Source organism: Deltaproteobacteria bacterium (assembly GCA_029858205.1).
Lineage (GTDB): Bacteria > Desulfobacterota > GWC2-55-46 > GWC2-55-46 > DRQE01 > JAOUFM01.
This window is the reverse complement of sequence record JAOUFM010000001.1, coordinates 233,069-253,445: the sequence shown is the minus strand read 5'-3', so window position 1 is coordinate 253,445 and position 20,377 is coordinate 233,069. Positions and strand designations below refer to the sequence as shown.

At 53.7% G+C, this 20,377-nt stretch carries 13 protein-coding genes and 1 tRNA gene; 2 read left to right on the top strand and 12 right to left on the bottom strand.

Features of this window, described 5'->3' with window-relative positions:
• Positions 1 to 312: 312 nt before the first annotated feature.
• Positions 313 to 1,974, top strand: coding sequence for a hypothetical protein (locus tag OEV59_01250; GenBank protein ID MDH4226369.1), 1,662 nt, complete (start codon positions 313 to 315; stop codon positions 1,972 to 1,974).
• Positions 1,975 to 2,030: 56 nt separating this feature from the next.
• On the top strand, positions 2,031 to 10,208 hold the full coding sequence (locus OEV59_01245) for a filamentous hemagglutinin N-terminal domain-containing protein (protein ID MDH4226368.1): 8,178 nt from the start codon (positions 2,031 to 2,033) through the stop codon (positions 10,206 to 10,208).
• A 101-nt stretch (positions 10,209 to 10,309) separates the two neighbouring features.
• On the opposite strand, the gene OEV59_01240 is transcribed toward OEV59_01245, so the two are convergent.
• The 12 genes from OEV59_01240 to OEV59_01185 form a co-directional block, all read right to left on the bottom strand.
• Entirely contained in the window at positions 10,310 to 10,564 is a 255-nt protein-coding gene (locus tag OEV59_01240) for a hypothetical protein (protein MDH4226367.1), read from the bottom strand.
• A 68-nt stretch (positions 10,565 to 10,632) separates the two neighbouring features.
• Positions 10,633 to 10,708 (bottom strand) — tRNA-Ala (locus tag OEV59_01235).
• A gap of 193 nt (positions 10,709 to 10,901) precedes the next feature.
• Complete coding sequence (locus OEV59_01230; GenBank protein ID MDH4226366.1) at positions 10,902 to 11,261, bottom strand: response regulator; 360 nt, start codon at positions 11,259 to 11,261, stop codon at positions 10,902 to 10,904.
• Between the two features lie 48 nt (positions 11,262 to 11,309).
• On the bottom strand, positions 11,310 to 12,506 hold the full coding sequence (locus OEV59_01225) for an ATP-binding protein (GenBank protein ID MDH4226365.1): 1,197 nt from the start codon (positions 12,504 to 12,506) through the stop codon (positions 11,310 to 11,312).
• Positions 12,507 to 12,538: 32 nt separating this feature from the next.
• Positions 12,539 to 13,543 carry a galactose-1-phosphate uridylyltransferase gene (galT, locus tag OEV59_01220; GenBank protein MDH4226364.1) on the bottom strand — a complete coding sequence of 335 codons (1,005 nt, stop codon included), beginning with the start codon at positions 13,541 to 13,543 and terminating at the stop codon, positions 12,539 to 12,541.
• 99 nt (positions 13,544 to 13,642) lie between these two features.
• Complete coding sequence (gene dksA, locus OEV59_01215; protein MDH4226363.1) at positions 13,643 to 14,008, bottom strand: RNA polymerase-binding protein DksA; 366 nt, start codon at positions 14,006 to 14,008, stop codon at positions 13,643 to 13,645.
• A gap of 77 nt (positions 14,009 to 14,085) precedes the next feature.
• On the bottom strand, positions 14,086 to 15,720 hold the full coding sequence (locus OEV59_01210; GenBank protein MDH4226362.1) for a penicillin-binding protein activator: 1,635 nt from the start codon (positions 15,718 to 15,720) through the stop codon (positions 14,086 to 14,088).
• Positions 15,717 to 16,832, bottom strand: coding sequence for a molecular chaperone DnaJ (gene dnaJ, locus OEV59_01205; protein ID MDH4226361.1), 1,116 nt, complete (start codon positions 16,830 to 16,832; stop codon positions 15,717 to 15,719). The genes OEV59_01210 and dnaJ overlap by 4 nt, the downstream gene beginning before the upstream one ends.
• An 11-nt stretch (positions 16,833 to 16,843) precedes the next feature.
• A complete protein-coding gene (gene grpE / locus OEV59_01200; GenBank protein MDH4226360.1) occupies positions 16,844 to 17,488 on the bottom strand; it encodes a nucleotide exchange factor GrpE in 645 nt (214 codons plus the stop codon).
• Between the two features lie 19 nt (positions 17,489 to 17,507).
• Positions 17,508 to 18,569 (bottom strand): heat-inducible transcriptional repressor HrcA, encoded by a 1,062-nt coding sequence (gene hrcA, locus OEV59_01195; GenBank protein MDH4226359.1) that lies wholly within the window; start codon positions 18,567 to 18,569, stop codon positions 17,508 to 17,510.
• A gap of 71 nt (positions 18,570 to 18,640) precedes the next feature.
• Positions 18,641 to 19,837 (bottom strand): radical SAM family heme chaperone HemW, encoded by a 1,197-nt coding sequence (hemW, locus tag OEV59_01190; GenBank protein MDH4226358.1) that lies wholly within the window; start codon positions 19,835 to 19,837, stop codon positions 18,641 to 18,643.
• A 56-nt stretch (positions 19,838 to 19,893) separates the two neighbouring features.
• Positions 19,894 to 20,352, bottom strand: coding sequence for a helix-turn-helix domain containing protein (locus OEV59_01185; GenBank protein MDH4226357.1), 459 nt, complete (start codon positions 20,350 to 20,352; stop codon positions 19,894 to 19,896).
• Positions 20,353 to 20,377: the final 25 nt, after the last annotated feature.

Genomic DNA, 20,377 nt, shown 5'->3' with positions numbered 1-20,377 from the left:
AAGATGCTACATATTACCCCATTACTTTACACCGGTCAATAGGTCCAAGGCAGCCGGGGATAACCGGTTTGTTATACGGCGCGCATCATGTTAATTTTCTTGACTCTTTTTTGTGTATGTGGTAAAAAGGCTAAGACACTCGCGTTTCCTGGAAGCCTCTTTTATTCTGCGTAGTTACGCTTTTTTCTGAGCCTGGTTCTTAAGTCAAGTTAAGCAAAGTTAAGTAAAATTAAGTTGAGTTAAGTACGGCGCCATCGGCCGCTAAGCTGCGGCGGTAAAGTTAGTAAAAAAAACATATTCGGAGAAGACAGAATGACGGTATCGTTTATTCGCAAGGGCCTTCCATTGGTTATGGCAGCCGTGCTGCTGTTTCTTGCTGCGCCGCTCTACGCGGCCGATGACGACCTCAGAATAATCGAGGTGAAAAAGTTCGTAATAGCAGGCAACGTGGAGGTAAGCGAGGCGGAGATAGAGCGGGCGATAGCGGAGTTCAAGGTTAAGAAGGAGTGGGAGACTAAAAAATTCTACACGATCGCCGACCTCAAGGCCGTGGCCGACGCGATTACCGCGTATTACCATTCAAAGGGCATGATGCTTGCGAGGGCGTACGTGCCGGCGCAGCAGGTGGATACCGCGATAGTTACGATAGCCGTGCTTGAAGGCAACCTCGGCACGTTGAATGTTTCGGCCACTATGCCCGAAGGCGTTGGCAAGGGCGATATGAACCTGGATTATTACTCGCCGCGCTACGTGATGGATTGGTTCGACGAGTTCGAGGGAAAGGTCGTTAGCGAAGACGAGATAGAAAGCGCAGTGCTTTTGGCAAACCGCACGCCTGGGCTGCATACGAGAGCCGTTCTTTCAAAGGGCGAGGAGCCGGGCTCTACCGACGTGCTCATATCGGCCGAGGATAAGACGCCGGTGTCTCTTACGCTCGAATATAATAATTACGGCAACAAGGAAATCAGCCGCGACCGTTACGGCGCGTACCTGAGCCTCACGGATCCGTTCATAGGTTCGACCTTTTCAGGCACGTATTTTGTGGGAAATCCTTCCGACAGCACCACGTATATGGGCATAGATTATTCCATTCCGGTTGCTGATTCCGGCACGAGGGTCGGCGTGCGCTACATAAAGGCGGATTATATAGTCGGCGAGGGGCCCATGGTGGACCTCGGCATAGAGGGCAAGTCCGATATATTCGGCGGATACATAAGTCATCCGTTCATAGTAAAGCGGCTTACGAACTTCACCGTCACGCTGGGCTACGACCGTAAGCACATGTTCGAGTATGTTTTGAAGGAACAGCTTACCAACGACGACCTTGCTGTTGGATACCTGCGCTTCGATTACGACAGGATAGATTCTTATAACGGAAAGACGATTTTTTCGCTTACCTATTCCCACGGTTTCCCTGATTTCGCGGGCAGCCTTCCGGACGTAAAAGAAGATCCTAACCAGAGCCGCCTTGGCGCGAACGGGGAGTTTGAGAAGGCTAGCGTCGATATAGCAAGGATACAGAGGGCCGGCAATGTTTTGCTTCTTTTGAAGTTGGCAGGGCAGTTTAGCGCAGAGAGGCTCGTTACCCCCGAGATGTTCGCAATAGGAGGGCCGGGTTCTGTAAGAGGCTATAACGTCGCCACCTGCCTCGGGGATGCCGGTTACGCCGCTACCTTCGAGGTTACTGCGCCGCTTATTCCGTTTTCCGGCAATTGGTCGCTATGGGGTTTCCGTGTCGGCGATATGCTTCGTATAGCGGCCTTTGCCGACAACGGCGGCGTAAGGAGAAATAACCTTTACGCAGGCGAAAATAAGAACGATGATTTGACCGGCGTTGGCGTCGGTTTGAGAATAGACCTGTTCGACAGAATAGAGGCCACCGGCGACGTTGCCGCGCCCGTAAGGAGCAGGAGTATTAGAAGCGATGACAGGATATATACGGTGATGGCCAGGCTTAAGCTGCTTAAGTTCTAAGGCGCGCCAATGGCGCGATGAGTCCGCTTTCTAACATTACTAATTCCGGAGGGAATATGTTCAAATCAAGAGTATTTTTTACGGCTGCCGCGTTATTTGCCGCGGTCTTGCTTATGGCGCCTTTTATAGCACATGCCTTGCCGCAAGACGGCAGCGTTACCGCCGGAGGGGCTACGGTAAGTTCATCTGGCTCCACGATGGACATAACGCAGTCGACCCAGAAGGCGATAATCAACTGGGGCTCTTTCAGCATAGCTTCCGGCGAGAGCGTGAACTTTACTCAGCCGACGGCGTCGTCCATAGCGCTAAACAGGGTTATCGGCGCGGACACTTCATTTTTAAACGGCGCTCTTAATGCCAATGGAGGAGTGTATCTTTTAAACCCAAACGGCATCATCATCGGCAACGGTGCTTCCGTGAACGTGAGTTCGTTTCTTGCGAGCACGATGAATATTTCAGACGATGACTTTCTTTCGGGTAATTACAATTTTTCACAGGCAAACGGCTCTACCGTTACCTCTGTTGTAAATAACGGCCTTATAAATGCCTCCGGCGGCGACGTGGTGCTTAGCGCCCCGAGTGTAACAAATACCGGCGTTGTAAGCGCTACCCTTGGCAAGGTCTTTATCGGCGCGGGCGAGCAGATGGTGCTCACCTTTAGCGGCGATTCTATCTTTGGTTTTGTGGTCGATTCTGCTACCCTTGGCGGCGCTTCTGTCGATAACAGCGGCACAATCAGCGCAAATGGCGGCGAGGTCTATATCACGGCAAAGTCCGCGTACAATGCGGTAAAGTCCGTTGTCAACAACTCTGGCGTTATCGAGGCCAATGCAATCGTCAATGACGGTGGGGTTATAAGGTTAACGGGCGATATTATAACGAACTCCGGCACCATATCGGCCAATGTCGCAGATAACGGCACCGCGGGAAGTATATCCGTTGTAGCAAACGATACGCTAACCCTTGCCTCCGGAAGCATTGTATCTGCCGCAGGCGCGGACGTTAATTCGAATGGCGGAAGTATCTATCTTTATTCATACGGCAACGCGACTGCAGAGGGCGGACAGCTTATAGATATCTCGGGCGGCACGGTCTCCGGTAACGGCGGTAGTGCAGAGTTTAGCGCCGCTGGTAACGTGGCCTTCGCAGGCACTGCCAACGGCTCGGCCCCCGGCGGTTCAATCGGCACGTTCATTATAGACCCGCTTACTGCCACCGTATCCGGCACTTTTACTCTCGATACCACAATATGGGCTGAGGACGGCATAGATATAACCGGCAATGTCATACTTGACACAGTTACCGCCGGTACGCCACTTACCCTTACGCTTCTTGCCGACCATATAAGCGGCATTGCCGGTCAGTGGGATGACGGCACAGGCACTCCCGGCACCCCGACGCTTGGCGCGATAACCAATGCAGGTTTTACCATAACCGATTCGGATGGACTTGGCGGCAATGTCTCGACCGTTATAATGTATAGCGGAGATGACGGCGCGGGCAATGCCATAGGCACGGCAGCGGCCCCGGTAATTCTGGATAGTATTGATGTTGTGCAGGTGTTTGTTAATCCTTTGAGCACGGGAGGCGTTTACATATCGAGCAATACCGGCTTCGGGGTGGATACCATATCGAACGCCGCCGGGTTTGTAAGATTGATAGCGCCGCTTGGCGCTATCACGGATACTAACGGTATTGGCACGATGAACGTGACTGCTGCGGATCTCTTCTTTAGCACTGACACAGGCATTAATCTCGATACGAATGTTACAAGAATAAACGGCGAGAATATTACGTCAGGCGATATTATTATCCGTAATACCGATACAGGCGGCGGCCTGACGGTGGACGCGTTTTATCTGGCGCTTGGCCTGGGATGGAGTATCGAGAATACCGGCGGCGCTCTGACGCTTACGAATAACGGCACCATCGATATCTCGCTCTTGAGCGCGAACGGCATTCATACCGACAGCGGAACGATAACTGTCACGGCCACCGGTGGCACTTCCGATATCATTACAAGCTCTGCGGCATCCGGATCGGCTTTTGAGACCGAAACAGGCAGCATAGATATAAGCGTCGGACAAAACATAACTATTGGGCAGGCGGCGTCTTTTGGCGATGTACTGATAAATATCGGCGCCCCCGGGTCGTTTGTAAGCCTTGTTGCAGGCGTGACCTCTGCCGGCGGCAGTGTTGTCATCCAGGGCTCCTCGAGTGTTTCTGCCGTAGGGGATGTGACTGTTACGGCAGGGACTTCCGGTACCGTTACCATAAGTAACGGCTCTACGGTCGTCGCAAGCGGCGCTTCGGGCAACATGACCGTAACCGCTGACGGAGGCATTACGCTTGACGGCAGTATAAACGCTTCGGGGACCATGACGATCGACAGCACCGGCACTGTGGCCGAGGGCGCCACCGGCGCCATAACCGCCTCGGGGCTCGAGCTTCGCGGAGTAGGCGGCATATACAACCTTAACGCCGGCACCAATAACGTTACTCTTCTTGCAGCAGACACCGGCTCGTTGGATTTTATAGATAATATTGCGCTTACGGTCGACACCGTCGGCGCTTTGATAGGCATAACCGTTTCCGGCAATCTTACGCTTACTGCCGACGACATGATATTTACGTCAGGAGCCGGTACAATACAGACGACCGGCGTGGGCGCGCTTGTGCTGCAGCCAAGCACAGCAACAACCACCATAGGGCTTGCCGGAGGAGTTGGCGGGCTTAACCTCGATGTCGTTGATCTTGGTCAGATACAGAGCGGGTTCACGTCCATTACAATAGGCAGCGCCACGGGAAGCGGAATCATAGTCTTCGGTGACGGCCCTGGCCCTGAGGCAGGATTTACATTCAATGCCGATACCACAATAAGGAACCCTGTTGGCGGCGGCATATCCATAACCGACCCGATAAGCACAGGCACTTTCAATCTTACGCTTACCTCCGGCGGCGCGGTGACAGAGACCATAGACGGCGGCGTAACGACAAATCTCCTTACAGTCAATGCAGGCGCAGGCATCACACTTGCTCTTGGGACAAACGACGCAACCAGTATAAAATTTACCGAGACCTCGAATAGCGGCATAAGCTATTCGGATACGAACGGAGTTACGGTATCCGGTATAACCGCCGGCACAGGCGCCGTGTCCATTACCGCCCTTGGCGCGGTAGGGCAGGGACTTGCCGCCGGTGAAGAAATACTTTGTGGACAGCTCACAATCAATACAAGCGGCGCGCTGGCGACCGCCGGTATAACGGCAACCAACGCCCTTAACAATGCAACGGATATAGATTTAAGGAGCGGAGTTAACGGCGATATCTATTATGTGGACGCCGACAGCTTCAATATAAATACCCAGGTAAATGCCGGAACCGGGTTCGCGAGCCTTATCTCCGGCGGAGACCTTATACTATCCGCAACCCCGGCAGGCGTGACGGCAGGTTCCTTTGAGATAGGGGCAATGGGCAATGTTACCATAGGCGCGGCAATGACCGGGCTTACTTCGCCTACAACCATTACGGCAGGTTACGGTGCGGGCACGGGCGCGCTTACGGTAAACTTCGATGTCAGCACAGTGGCTTCTACGCTTACGCTAAATGGCGATACCGTTGCCGTAAACGCCGTTGTCACGGCAGGCACCGGAACGCCGTCAACACTTGCCATAAACGCCGCAACAGGCATAAGCGGCTCGGGCAGCGTTGTTGCCGCGACCCTTACCGCGCAGGTTACTGCCGCAGGCAATCTGACGTTAAATAATGTGGCTAACAATGTATCCGGCACAGTGAACCTTCAGACTTTTAACGGCAATATTTCATATGCCGATGCCGATGCATTCACAGTCGGCACGATAACTGCAAACGGCCCAGGAAGGAACGTGACGTTAAACGTCAACTCCGCGGCCACTGTTACCCAGAGCGGCATAATAACGGCTACGGGGCTCGAACTCCTTGGTACTACGGCCACGTATGCGCTTCATACGCAGGATAACGCCATAACGAACCTGGCCTCGAATGTAGATACTCTTAAGTTCCAGGACAATACCGGCTTTAATATCGGAGCCGTAAACACAGTAGGCGTGACTGCGGCAACGCTTATTACGCTAAAGAGCACAGGAGCGGTAGGGCAGACAAGCGCGATAAATACTCCTGGGCTCGAACTGCTTGGCACGGGCGGGGCGTATACTTTTGCAGGCGGCAATACAGTTGGCACGATAGCGGCAAATACCGGCTCTGTGAAGCTTAGCGATACCGGCGGTATTACCATCGGCACCCTTAACGGCACCGGCGCGCCTACGGCAGGTATAACGACTACAGGCAATACCATACTTATCAATAACGGCGCATTAACGAATACCGATAAAATAGTTGCCGCAGGGCTTAAGGTCTCAAATGGCGCAGCAGCCATTACACTTACGAATCTGTTAAACAACGTTTCTACGCTAAACCTTATCACAACGGGCGCGGATATCGCCTATACCGACGCAAACGGGTTTGCAATAGCCGCCATTGACGGCTCTACCTTTGGTATCGATACCGGCAACACGACGATCAACAACGTGACGCTTCTTGCAACCGGCGCGGTTACGCAGACAAACACGACTGCTAATGACAAGATACGCGCAAATACGCTTAATATAGATACGCAAAACAACGGGACAATATCGCTCGTTAACACATCAAACGATGTCGCGGCGTTGAACCTTGTCACGCAAAACGGCGCCACGGCGTATGATATCTATTATGTCGACGCCAATAGCTTTAATATCACGACTGTCGATGCCGGCACCGGGTTCGCGAGCCTTATCTCCGGCGGCACCCTTAGCATAACTGCCCCGCCCGCAGGCGTAACGGCAGGCTCCCTTGAGATAGGGGCAATGGGCGCTGTCAGCATAGACGCCGCTATCAGCACTACCATGCCGACTACCTATACGGCAGGTTACGGCGCAGGCACCGGGGCGCTGACAGTGAACTTCGTCATAGATACCGCGGCCTCCCCGCTTACGCTAAACGGCGACGGCATAACCATAAACGCCGCTGTTACCGCAGGCGGCGGCAGTACGCTTACTCTTAACCAGACAGGAACGGCCTCCATAACCACCGGGGTCGGAGGTTCGCTTACGACGACCGGCATATTGAATGTCAATGTTACCGGAACGACCGGAGGCGCCGTTACACTTACCGGCGCAAACGACGTAGGCACTCTCAATATAACCTACAGGGGCGGGGCTGTATCGTTTACAGACGCAAACGGTTTTGTCCTCGGCTCTACCGGTATAGTTAACGTAACAACCCCGACTGTTGCAGCTGTGCAAAACGTCACTCTCAATGTTACAAACGGCTCGGTCACCGAACCAGGTACCGGAGTGATACTGGCCGCCGGACTGGATCTCCTTGGTGGTATTAACGCGACATACACGCTTGGTGGCGCCAATAACATAACAGGGAACCTGACGGGCAGCACCGGCACCGTGTACTTTAACGACGTAACAGGAGGCTTTGGCGTTGGCAATCTTACGGCCTCTACGCTCCTTACCTTAAAGAGCACAGGCATGGTAACCCAGGTAGCGGGCACCATTATAAACACGCCGAGGCTTGAGCTTCTTGGGGTGGGAGGGGCGTATAATCTCGACCCTGTGAGCACCTGGAACACGGTAGACACCATAGCGGCAAATACAACGTCTGTAAAGCTCAAGGATTCGGGCGGCTTGACCATAGACAGCCTTAACGGCACGGGCACGCCGACAAACGGAATAACAACTGTAGGCGATACGATACTTATAAACGACGGTACCATCGATAACACTGCGCAGCCGATAATTGCCGCAGGGCTAAAGGTGGATGTAACAGCGACGCCGACACAGATAATACTTCTTGGCAATACGGCAAACAACGTGACGAACATTAATCTTCTTACCAGCGGCGGCGATATAACCTATGTCGACGCGGACGGCGTAAATATCGCGGCCTTAGACAGCTCGACCGAGGGCATAAACACTGCCGATGCCGTAAGCCTTGTTAGCATAACGGCAAAGGGCGATGTTACGCAAAGCAGCGCCACCGGCACCGGCGAGATCATCGGCGGCACGCTCACTGTCGTTACGACAGGCGCAGCGGTAGGCGGCAAGATAGACCTCTCAACCGAGATTAACAATACGGCGACTATAGACCTTACAAGTGTCAGCGGCCAGCCGATATCGTATAAGGATGCCGATGATTTTACGATAACAGGCCTTAGCGCAGGCACAGGGCTTGTCACTCTTTACTACGGACAGACAACGCCGACAGGAGCGGTGCTTGACGGCGCGGCATTTACGCTTGGCGGAAGCCTTATGGTATTTGCCACAGGTGATGTTACGCAAAGTAGCGCCATAACGCTGCCATCCGGAACCGGAGTCCTGACTGTCGACACCACCGGAGCAGGGGCAGGCACAGGGGCTATAACGCTCGATAGCTTTGCCAACGAGGCCTATGCCATAAACCTCGTAAGCGCAAACGATACGGCTATTGCTTATAAGGATTCGACAGCGCTAGTTATAAACGGCCTTAACAGCGGTTTGGGAACCTCTACTATCTCCATGCAGGGTATAGGCGGTGCGCTAACGCAGGCTGCGGTGATTACGGCCGATACCCTTGTAATCGATATGAGCGCCATTCCGGCAGGCAACGGGCAGATACAGCTTGGAGGCCAGGCCAATGCCGTCAATGCAATAGATTTTAACAGCAATGATTCAACTGTTGCGTTCCAGGCGGCAGGGGCCCTTACAATAGCCGCGCTTGATGCGGGCACAAAGGCCGCGACCATAACGGCAGGGGCCGGTGTAACACATGGCTCGGCCATAAACACGACCGGGCTTCTAACTGTAAACGCGACAGGCGTCATACAGCTCGACAGTTTTGCAAACACAGTCGGCTCGGTTAGCCTCTCAAGCGGCGGCTCGAACATATTCTTCTGGGATGCCGACGGTGTTATAGTCGGAGGCACCGGTATAAACTCCGGAGGCGCCTCTACAACGCTCACGGTCGCCGGCCCTGTAAGCCAGGGAGGCACTTCGCCGATAATCGCTAATGCGCTTACTGTCGATACGACAACCGGCGCGGCCACTACGAGCACCATAGGCCTCGCAACGGCCAATAACAATGCGGCCTCAGTGGCTTTAAAGAGCAACGCTTCTGCCATATCGTATAAGGATGCCGATGCCGTGCAGATAGCGCTTCTGGATTCGGGCACGGCGAGTTCTTCTGTAACTGCCGCAGGCACGGTTACGCAGAGTGCGGCGCCGGTAGTTGCCGGGCTTCTCAGTGTAAGCACCACGGCAGGCGGCGCCATAAACCTTACTACCGCAGCCAACACGGCAGGTTCGATAAATTTTAGTACCGTTAATTCTGCGATCGCTTATGATGCCGCTACTTCTGTTGTAATAGCAGGGATAAGCTCCGGCACAGGGGCCGCAATCATAACTACGAACGGCGATGTCACGCAAAGCGGAACTATCGTTGGCGGCGCGCTAACCGTTGATACAACCGGCGCTCTTGCCGGGGGAGCTATAACGCTTGGCTCGGCAAACGACGCGGCGAGCATAAGCCTTACGAGCGCCAATAACTCGAACGTGACCTTTGTTGACGCTAACAATATAGTCGTAACAGGCATAGCCGCAGGCACAGGTGTTGTAAGCGTTACTGCCGCAGGCGAGATAAACGGCACAGGCACTCTAACGGGTTCTTCGGTGGCGCTGACTGCCGCTTCCATAGGCCTTAACTCTGCCAGCACCGTTGATCCGGTTGCTTATAATATGGCGACTACGCCAACAATCGACGCGCCGCTTCTTACCCTGACAATAACCGGCGGCGGCGTAACGGGCGCCGGAGAGCAGTGGGGCGGATTTATGAACCATACGGCCGCGCTGGTAAGCAATCTCGATGTCACTGTTAATTCGAGCGTGTTCGTGATGGTCGGCGCGTGGAAGTTGCCGCTCTTCCTGGCCCTTACGGCAGGTGGAACTTTATCCGGATACAGCGCCGCAAGCGGCGGTGTAATGCTGGCTTCCAGCACCAATGCCGCTGCCTCAGATGCCGTAAGCAATGCGGCGTACTTCGCTCCGGAGACCTATATGTACGGCGATTACGAGCCTGATGTTACAGGGGCAGGGGCCTCGTCGCCCGAGTGCATGAGCCTTAAGAAGGGAAAGACGAGAAAGATAGCATACTGCGTGTCTGCCTCGAAGTAAGAGAGCGGATAGCCTGATAGCCGGTTGCTACGCGGCGGACGCTTTCGTCCGCCGCGTATTTTTTTTGCTGTAATTACTGGGCAGTTCCGATATCCGGAAGCCTATGAGATGCGTTTTTTGTTGAGTTTGCCGCCAAGGAACTGGCCGCATATAGCCCCGGCCAGAAAGAGCGGTATATACTTGTAGCTAATCCCGGAAAGGAGCCTAAAGGCCACGATGACTGGCACCGGGGCGTGGATGTAGAAGAGCCACATGAAGCTCATTCTCTTGTGGTTGGTCCTGAGATATCCAAACGGCATGTTCAGGATAAGGGCCGCTACAGTGAGCGCGATGATTGTCAGAGTGAGTTTATCCATCCTGTCGATAAAAAGCTTTCTTTGAAAAAAACGGGGTTACGTTGTTTGCCGTAACCCCGCGTAAGTACTGGTGGAGGGTAAGGGGATCGAACCCTCGGCCTTCTGATTGCGAACCAGACGCTCTCCCAGCTGAGCTAACCCCCCGTAATTTGATGCCACTATGACGGGTATGTCCAGGACCTTACAATCATTTATTATATAGAATTGCTTTTGGAAAAGCAAGGAGACATGCGCGTAAAATAGCGCCCCGGCCAAACGGCGGGTTATCGGCCTTGAAAAGTCCTGGGTTTGCTAGGGCGTGCTTGTGTTCCTGAAGCCGGGGTAGTAGGGTGCCTGATTACTTGCCAAGGACTTCCCGGACCTTTTCTTTCAGCTCTTTTAAGTCCGATGACTTTACCACGTACGCGTCCGAGGCCCATGTGCCGAAGTCCTGCTTATAGTGCGGGTAGGCCGTGCAAAGGATTACCGGAAGGGCCTTCCATTGCTCTTTAACCCTTCTTAGCACCTCAACGCCGTCCATCCCGGGCATCTTGATGTCAAGGAGCACGAGGTCGAAGGAGCCGCCCGTAAGCTGCTCAAGGGCCTCTTCGCCCGTGGAGGCCAATACAGTAGAGTATCCGTCCTCCTCGAGCTCTTCCTTAAAGAGAAGCCTGATGCCTTCCTCGTCGTCGACTATGAGTATTTTCTTTTTTGTCATGATTTATCGGCCTGTTTCTTAATTATACCCCAAAAATCTGGAAATGCGCTAATTTTTCGTTAATTTTCCTTTTGGGGCTTTTTGTATCTTTATCGTAAAGGTCATGCCTGTTCCAAAGTCGTTTCGAACCTCTATTTTGCCCCTGTGCCTTGTGACTATCTTCTCGGTTATGGTGAGGCCAAGCCCTGTGCCGCTTTCCTTGGTTGTGAAGAACGGGTTGAATATGTTCGACATCTTTAGCGGGTCTATGCCGCCGCCCGAGTCCGTTATCTCGAACACGCCCCAGTTGTTTTCATTTCTGGTCGTTATATAGAGCCGACCGCCCTTATCGCTCATCGACTGCACCGCGTTGGCAATCAGGTTGTCAAAGGCGATTTTCAGCTGGTTAGGGTCTGCCATCACCGTAACAGGGTTTTGAGAGAGGTTCATCTCGAGCCCTATCGAGCATTTTGCCATGGCGCCGGTAAAAAGCGCGGCCGCTGCCGTTGCCGCGTCGTTTACGTCCATTGGTTCGAATTTAAGGCCCTTTTCCTCGGTAAAGGCGAGGATATCGTCGATGATGCCTTCGAGCCTCTTTACTGATGTCGTAATGTGCTCGACGTACTTTCTAAGAGGCGAGCCCTGTTCTATTTTTTTGTCCAGCCTTGCCGAAAAACCGCCGATATTGACGAGCGGGGTTTTTATCTCGTGCGCAAGGGTTGCCGAAAGTTCTCCTATGGTCATGAGCTTTTCGGCCTGTGAGAGCCTCAAGTTAAGCTCCCGTCTTTCGTCATAGAGCCGTTTAAGTTTCGTAAGCGTCAGATCGCATTTTAGCATGTAGGCTATCTGGCGCGCTATTACGGTAAGGAGCTTTTTATCCTCTGTCTTGAGGCCTGTCCGCGCTTTGGAGCTTTTTATGTATAGGGCGCCGTAGACGTAGATATCGTCGGTTAGCGGCACTGCCAGGACGCTTAGCCCGCCTTTTTTGCCGTTACTGCTCTTTGCGGCGGCCGATACCTGTTTTTTCGAGCTTACGGCCTTCCACGCTACCCCTTCGCCGTGCTCGTAGGTTTCTCTAAATGCGCTTCTTCTGCCAGAGAAGGCGGCAAGGGTAAGCTCCTTTGCGCGGGCCTCCAGCCTGTATATGGCGCAGTCGTCGCAGCCAAAACGCGAGGCAATGAGCCTCGCTACTTTCTTCAAACGCCTGGATACGGCGCTGTTCTCGTCGGTAAGGTTTATTACTTCTTCAAGTACGTCGTATCCCATATGGAGCCGCCTTTGGCGCAAGGCCCCTTGCGCTATGTTATCTTTGCGCCCCTTAAGTACGCAGCCGCTTCTTCCGGAGGAGTGGGGTTTATATAGAATCCCGATCCCCATTCGAAGCCCGCTGTTTTCGTAAGCTTTGGCATTATCTCGAAGTGCCAGTGGTAGTGCGCGAGTGTCGCAGAGTCCTTTATCGGAGACGAATGGAGTATGAAGTTGTAGGGCGGGTTGTCGAGTATTACGTTAAGTCTCTTTAGAACATCGGAGAATATCTGCGCAAGGTTCTCGTAGTGGTGTTTTTGCGAGTTCTCGAAGTGCGATTCATGGAACTTTGGAAGCACCCATGTCTCAAACGGCGATTTAGGGGCGTAAGGCGTTACCGCGATGAAGTCCTGGTTTTCGGATACAACGCGAACTCCCTGCATGATTTCCTGCCTTACTATGTCGCAGAATATGCAGCGTTCCTTGTAATTATAGTACTCGAGCGAGCCGTCAAGCTCCTCGGATACTCTTTTCGGGATGATGGGGAGCGCGATTAGCTGCGAGTGCGAGTGCTCAAGCGATGCGCCTGCCGCCTCGCCGTGGTTCTTGAATATCAATATATAGCGAAGCCTTGCGTCTTTTTTGAGGTCCAGTATCCTGTCCCTGTATGCCCAGAGCACCTCCTCGAACTGCTTGGGGGTGAGGGTCGCGAGCATGTCCTCGTGCCGGGGTGTCTCGATTATGACCTCGTGCGCTCCAACACCGTTCATCTTGTCGTATACGCCGTCGCCTGTTCTGTCGAGGTTACCCTCGACCTTCAGGGCAGGGTATTTATTTGCCACCACGCGGATGTGCCAGCCCGGGGTGTTGGTTTTTCCGCCGTTTACCCTGTATGCCGCAATCTCGGGAGGGGTCTTTTCCTCGTTACCCTCGCAAAACGGGCAGAAGCCACCCTTTGCCGCCGGCGGCTTTGTGACGAATTCGGAAGGGCGTTTGCCCCTGTCGGTGGATATGATTACCCACCTTCCGATTATGGGGTCTTTTCTTAGTTCCGGCATTGCACTACCTTTGTTTTCCGGCCGGCTTGGCTAAGGAAGTGTTTACCAGGAGTAACTCTCTGACGCCGGTCTTTTTTGCGTGGAATTTAACGGGAGCCTTCAGGCATGCCCCTTTTTCTCTGTCTCTTCTTCTTCCTTCTTGCATTCGATGCAGGACGTGGTAACGGGCCTTGCCTCGAGGCGCTTCGTGGATATGGGCTCTCCGCAGCTTTCGCAGATGCCGTAGGTGCCGTCCTCTATCCTTCCAAGCGCTTCCTTTATCTTGGCTACAAGCTTACGCTCACGGTCCTTTACTCTTAGCGTAAAGTTTCTGTCCGTCTCAAGCGAGGCCCTGTCGTTTGGGTCCGGGAAGTGCTCCTCGTCGGTCTGGTTCATTCCGCTTACGGTCTTTTCCGCGCCGCTTAGCAGCTCCTCAAGCTTTGAGTTTAGTATCGTTTTGAAGTGCTCGAGTTGAGTTTTTTCCATAACTTTATAATTTTAACGTAAATTAGGCCTCTGTGCAAATACATTCTGAGCTTGAACGGGAGGCCGTTGTCTGCATATTAAGGCGTTTTTTTGGCGCTTTTTGAGGCCTCTGTAATTTTGCCGTCCTTGATTTTTAGTATAAACATTTCCTTTATTGATTCGCCGTTCTTATCGAAGCGTATGGTGCCTGCGCTGCCTTCTACGCTTGCCGACGACAGTATTGCCTTGAGTATTTTTTCCCGTTCCGGCCCCGCGGTAGCGGCCCTGGTAAGGGCGAGGGTTGAGTCGTATGCCTCGGCTTCGATTATCCCGGGCTTGTAGCCGTATGCCGTTTCGAACAGGGTTGCGAAGTCGGTCGCGCCTTTTCTCTGGCTTTCTGCAAAGTACCCGTCCACGATAACAGCGCCTTCCACATACTGGCCGGAAAGCTTTATGAGCTCTTCTGAGTTCCATCCGTTGGTGCCAAGCATCTGTATTTTCTTTAAGTTGTAATATGCGAGGAACGGCGCTATCTGTGCGATAGCTTCGTACCCGTCAGGGATGAATATGGCATCGGCCTTTACGCCTGCCGTGAACTCGGAAATGCGCCTTCTTCCTTCGAGCTTTGTTTCTGTCTTGATCTTGAAGAGGGCCAGGAGGATGTCGCTAAAGTCCTTGGTATCGGGCAGGTATGCGGTTTGCGCCACTATATTGGCGCCTCTTGCGTTTATTTCCTTGGTGAAGCTTGTTGCCATTTCCTTGCCAAGCGGTGTGTCCGGGTAGAGTATGACAAAGGTCTTTTTACCAAGCGCCGTGGTTGCGTGCTCGGCCAGGGCCGAGGTCTGGGCAGCCGGGGTGATGAAGTTCCTTAGCACATAGGGGCCGTGCTTGGTTATTCCTTCTTTTTGCGACAGTATGAGGGCCGGTATGGAGGCCTTGTTTGCGGCTATTGCCATGGGCTCTGCGTCGCGGCTTAGAAGAGGCCCTACGATGCCCGTTACCGAAGTATTCTTTGCTACGGAAGCGACGGTCTCTGCGACGTAATTTGGGTTTTGCGCGGTTCCTGTTTCCGTATCGAAGACCTTTACGTCGTAGGACACTGCCTCCGGGGCGCCTGTCTTGCCGTATATGCCGGCAGCAAGCAGTATTCCGCGAAGCGCTTTTTCGCCGTATGTCGAGTACTTGCCGCTAAGCGGCAGTATCGCCGCCACCGAGGGCTGCTCGGCCTTATCGTCCACCGCAGCCTCTACCGAGCTGATGGTCTTTAGAAGGTGATTTGCCTTTACCTTCTGCTGTATCTTTGCTTCCTTTACCTGGAGAAAGGACTCGAGCACGGCCCTTGCTTCCTTTAGGTTGCCTTTTCTGTATTCCGAGAGCCCGAGGCCGTATATCGAGTCGGTCTTGTACTTGCTGCCCGGAAAGCGCTCTATGAGTGTCTTGTAGGCCAGCGAGGCCTTGAAAAAGTCCTTTTGCTCGGTGTAGATGACGGCTATCTCTATAAGGGCCTCGTCGGTAAATTCTCCCTTTGGGTTCGACCGGATGTACTTTTCGAGCTTTGCTATGTTTGCCTCGGTTGCCCCGCCGCTTTCAACGGCCTCGAGTATCGAGTTAAGCTCGTTTGCCAGTTCCTCTGTAGAGGGGCCAAAGAGCCCGGCCCGGGCAGCGGTCGAGGGCATTATGACCGCGTAAGCGGCGATAATGGCGATAGTGATAAGCGCGCGGCGTATCGTCATCCGAATATCTCCTTTACCTTGTCGAAAAAGTTTTTCTTCTCAGGAAAGACCTCGTCCCCGCTTATTGCCGCGAACTCCTCGAGAAGTTCCCTTTGCCGCTTGTTTAGTTTAGCAGGGGTTTCGAGCCTTACAGCGACGAAGTGGTCGCCGCGCCTGCCGTTTCTAAGAGAAGCGATTCCTTTGTTTTTAAGCCTAAATACTTTTCCCGTCTGCGTGCCAGCCGGTATCTTTACCTTTACAGGCCCTTCTATGGTAGGCGCCTCTATCTCCGTGCCAAGTGCAGCCTGAGCAAGGGTTATGGGCACCTCGCAGTACACGTCGTCGCCGTCGCGCTTAAACAGAGGATGCGGCGTAACGGTCATGAATATGTAGAGGTCTCCCGGAGGGCCGCCCTTGTCGCCGAAGTTGCCTTCCCCGGCAACCCTTAGCCTCGAGCCCGTGTCTATGCCGGCCGGGATGTTTACCGTAATCTTGCTTTTTATATGGTTAGAGCCTCTGCCAGAGCATTCTGCGCAGGGGCTCTTTATTACCGAGCCCTGGCCCTTGCACTGGGAGCAGGGGCGTGAGAAGGTGAAAAACCCCTGCTGAAAGCGCTGCTGTCCGCTTCCGCTGCACACTGAGCATCTTTCCGGCGATGTGCCGGGCTTTGCGCCGCTTCCCTTGCAGCTCTCGCATCCGGTTATTCTTGTATGCTCGACGTCCTTTTTAGCGCCGAATGCCGCCTCCTCGAAGGTTATGGTCATGTCGTAGCGTAGATCGTCGCCGCGAGTAGGGCCGCGCCTTGCCCGGCCTCCGCCAAAGAACTCGGAGAACATGTCTCCAAAAAAGTCCTGGAAGTCGGCGTTATAGTGCGCTCCTCCTGGGCCTGCTCCTGCGCCTGCAGCGCCTGAGACGCCGGCGTACCCGAAGCGGTCGTAGCGCGTTCTTTTCTCGGGGTCTTTTAGTATCTCGTAGGCTTCGTTTATTTCCTTGAACTTCTCTTCGGCGTCCTTGTCGTCCTGGTTCTTGTCAGGGTGGTATTTATGCGCCATGGCGCGGTATGCCTTTTTAAGCTCCGCGTCCGTGACATCAGGACTGACGCCCAGCAACTTGTACAGATCTTTATTTTCCATGTCGAGTGTGCTTAGTGCACGGTCCCTTCCGGAGACGGCTCGCTATCGGGCGCGCTCTCGGCGTCTGGAGGAACCTCGCTCTTTTGCGCAGCCTTTGAGATTATCACGCGCGAGGGCCTTAGAAGCCTTTTTTTCAGCAGGTAGCCCTTCTGAAGCTCTTTTACGATCATGCCTGGCTCAACGTCCGTGCGCTCTTCCTCGCCAAGGGCCTCGTGGAGCGAGTGGTCGAATTTTTCGCCCTCTGCCGTTATGGGCTCGAGCCCGAAGCGCGTGAGGGTGGAGTGCATGCTCTTTACCGTATGGTTGATGCCTTCTTTGATGGAGGCCGCGGCCTTGACGCAGGCCTCGTTTTCGCAGCCCTTTGCGGCGTGCTCGAATGCGCGGTCGAAGTTGTCTATGACGTTTAGGAGCTCACGCATCAGGTTCTCGGTAGCGAAGGCGGCGATGTCGTACTTCTCCTTTTCCATGCGCTTTCTGTAGTTGTCGAAGTCAGCGCATTTGCGAAGGTATTTGTCGTTTAGCTCCGAGAACGCAGAGAGCTTCGCCTCGAGTTCCTTTTTAAGCGTCTCGGCCTCGGATAAAGCCCCGGCCGCTTCGTCCTCGCCGGAAGCCTCTTCTTCGAATTCGGCTTTTTCTTTTTCCGTTGTCTCGTCCATTTTATCCATCCGCTTTTATTTAGACCGCCTTGCCAAGTATTTCTGCGGTATACCCGACAAGCGGTATTATGCTTGAATAGTCCATGCGCACAGGGCCTATAACGCCTATGGCCCCGCCAAAGATATGCGATTCGTAGGGCGCGGCAATGAGGCTAAAGCCGCCAAATCCCTCTGCCTCGCATTCCGAGCCTATGAATATGCAGGTGCCGTGCTGGCCGGCACTTTTATCGAGGATTTTCAGTATTACGCTTTTTTCCTCGAAGGCCGCGAATATGCGCCGCATGCTCTCGGCGTTCTCCTTGAACTCCGGCTGGTCGATTATGTTCGATGCGCCCTCTATTACGAGGTCCCTTGGAGGCGTGTCCATGCCGTTTAGCGCGGCCTCTCCGGCCTTTAGCGCGCCGAGCATGAGTTCGTCGTAGAGGGCCTTTTCGGTCTTCATCTCCTCCATGACGCGGCGCTTTAGTGCGTCGAGCGTCAACCCTCCGGCTATGGAGTTAAGGTAGTTCGACATCTTCTCCATGTTAAGGCGCCTTATATCCATCTTTACGAGCCTGGAGTGCACGAACCCCGCCGTGGTCACTATCATCACGACGAGCGAGGAGTCGTCGACCTTGACAAGTTTGATGTTCTTTATGGCGTCGGTCGTAAGCCCGCCAGATAGTATTACTGCCGCGCACCCGGTAAGCCCTGAGAGGGCGCGCGTTGCCATGCGCCCTGCCGTGTCGGCTGCCGTACGCGAGCCCAGCACCGCGCTGCAGATAAGTTCTTTTTGGCTGCTGCTTGGCTCTCCGGGCTGCTTTAGCATGTCCACGTAGAGCCGAAACCCTTTTTCAGTCGGGATTCTGCCGGCGCTTTTATTTCTGCTCGATAAGTAGCCGCCTTCCTCTAGCTCTGCCATGATGGCCCTGATGCTTGCCGGGCTGAGCTCGAGCCCGCTTCTTACTGCAACGGTCCTTGAGCCGACCGGGGTAACGGTCTCTATGTACTCGCTTACAATGGCGCGAAGTATCTCGGCCGACCTCGCGGGAAGGCCGTGGCCGGCTTTTTTATCGAAAAAGGTTTTTACGTTATTGTCCATGGCGGTTATGCTCAATAGTTAAAGATAACAACCGCGGCAGGTAATGTCAAGCGGTTAAATCCTACGTTTTTTCAAGAGGTTACGGGCCCGATGGAGGCGAATATCTCGTTTGAGAGCAGTATCCCTTCTATAGAGAGCGCTACGGCTTGTCCCTTTGTCCGTATGAGCCCTGCCTCTGTAAGCGTTTTTAAGTCCAGGTACTCTGAAAGTTCTACCCCGAAACGCCGCTCAAAGGCGGCTGAGTCGATGCCGTTTATTACTCTTAGCCCCGTGAGCACGGCCTCTGTAATCGCCTGTTCCTTTGAGAGCGCTTCCTCTCCGGCAACGGTTGAGCGTCCGTCCAGGGCGCTACGGAGGTATTTATCGGTATCCTGCTCGTTCCAGAGGCGTTTTCCAAAGCCTTCTTGACCGTTCGTTGGCGCGTAGTATGAATGCGCCCCCGGGCCAAGCCCGATATAGGGTGTAGAGTTCCAGTACCCGGAATTATGCCTGCTCTCCATGCCGGGCTTTGCGAGGTTAGATATTTCGTAGTGCCGGAGCCCAAAGTCCGTTAGCATCTGAACCGCGCCCTTGTACATGAGGATCTGCTCATCCTCCATGGGCATGGTTACTTCTATATCCTTACGGGACATGCCAAAGGGCGTGTTGTCTTCGATCGTAAGCCCGTATATGGAGACATGCTCAGGGGCAAGGCCCATGGCCTTTTTAAGTGTCTCTTCCCAGGTCTTCATGTCCTGGCCTGGCAGGGCGAACATCAGGTCTATCGAGATATTATCGAACCCCGCGGCTCTTGCCGCGTCAAATGCCATAAGGGCGGCTGTTACGTCGTGCGGCCTGCCAAGGGTTTTGAGCTCAAAGTCGTTTAGCGACTGTATGCCAAGGCTTATCCTGTTTACCCCGGCCTCTTTGTAAGAGGCAAGTTTTTCTCTGTCTATGGTATCGGGGTTTGCTTCGAGCGTTATCTCGATGTTGCCGCTTACCGGGGAGAGGGTGGTTCTTGCCGTGTTTATTATCGTTTCGATTGCCTTTGGCGAGAGTACCGAGGGCGTGCCGCCGCCGATGTAGAGGGTGTTAAGTCTCGTTTCCGGCGAACATGCCGCTGTTTTCGTCTCCATCTCCAGCTTTATTGCCCGGGCATAAATTTCACTGTCAAATGTTTTGACGGCTTTTGAGTTGAAGTCGCAGTACAGGCATTTTTTTACGCAGTAAGGGACGTGGACGTATATGCCCATCAGGGCCGCGGCGTTGTTTTTAGCGGTAAGTTCCATTGTTCTATTTTACAACAGCCGCAGCGTAAATGAAATGGTTTGTAACCGTTTGGCGCTCAGGCGTGCGCTGCTTTTCTGCTCTGGCTGTTCTTAGTTGTCCTTGCGAAGGAGTCGAGCAGGTTTTTTAGCGCCGCAACCGAGTTCTCTTCTCCGTCACGAAGTATCTTTAGAAGCTTTCCCATGGTCACGAGCTCGTCCGGGTCGAGCCTCGAGAGGTCGGCAAAGGACGTTATGTCGCCGTACTCCATAACAGCCTCTCTAAGCGCTGCCTTGTCGATAGCCAGGGGAGTAACGCCTTTTTTGAATATCTCGCCGTCCCCGTTTACGAGCCAGTCAACCGATACCCCGAAGGCTTCCGAGAACTTTAGAAGCACGTCCGCCGGTATGTTGCCGCGCTTACGGTAGTTCGATATTGCCTGCGGCGTTATGCCGAGCGCCCTTGCCACCTTCGAGTCGTTCTTGAGCCCGGACGACAGCTTCATCCTTCCCATCACATCACCGAATTTCACGCCCATGTAGTATTCCCCTTTCTCCGTATAA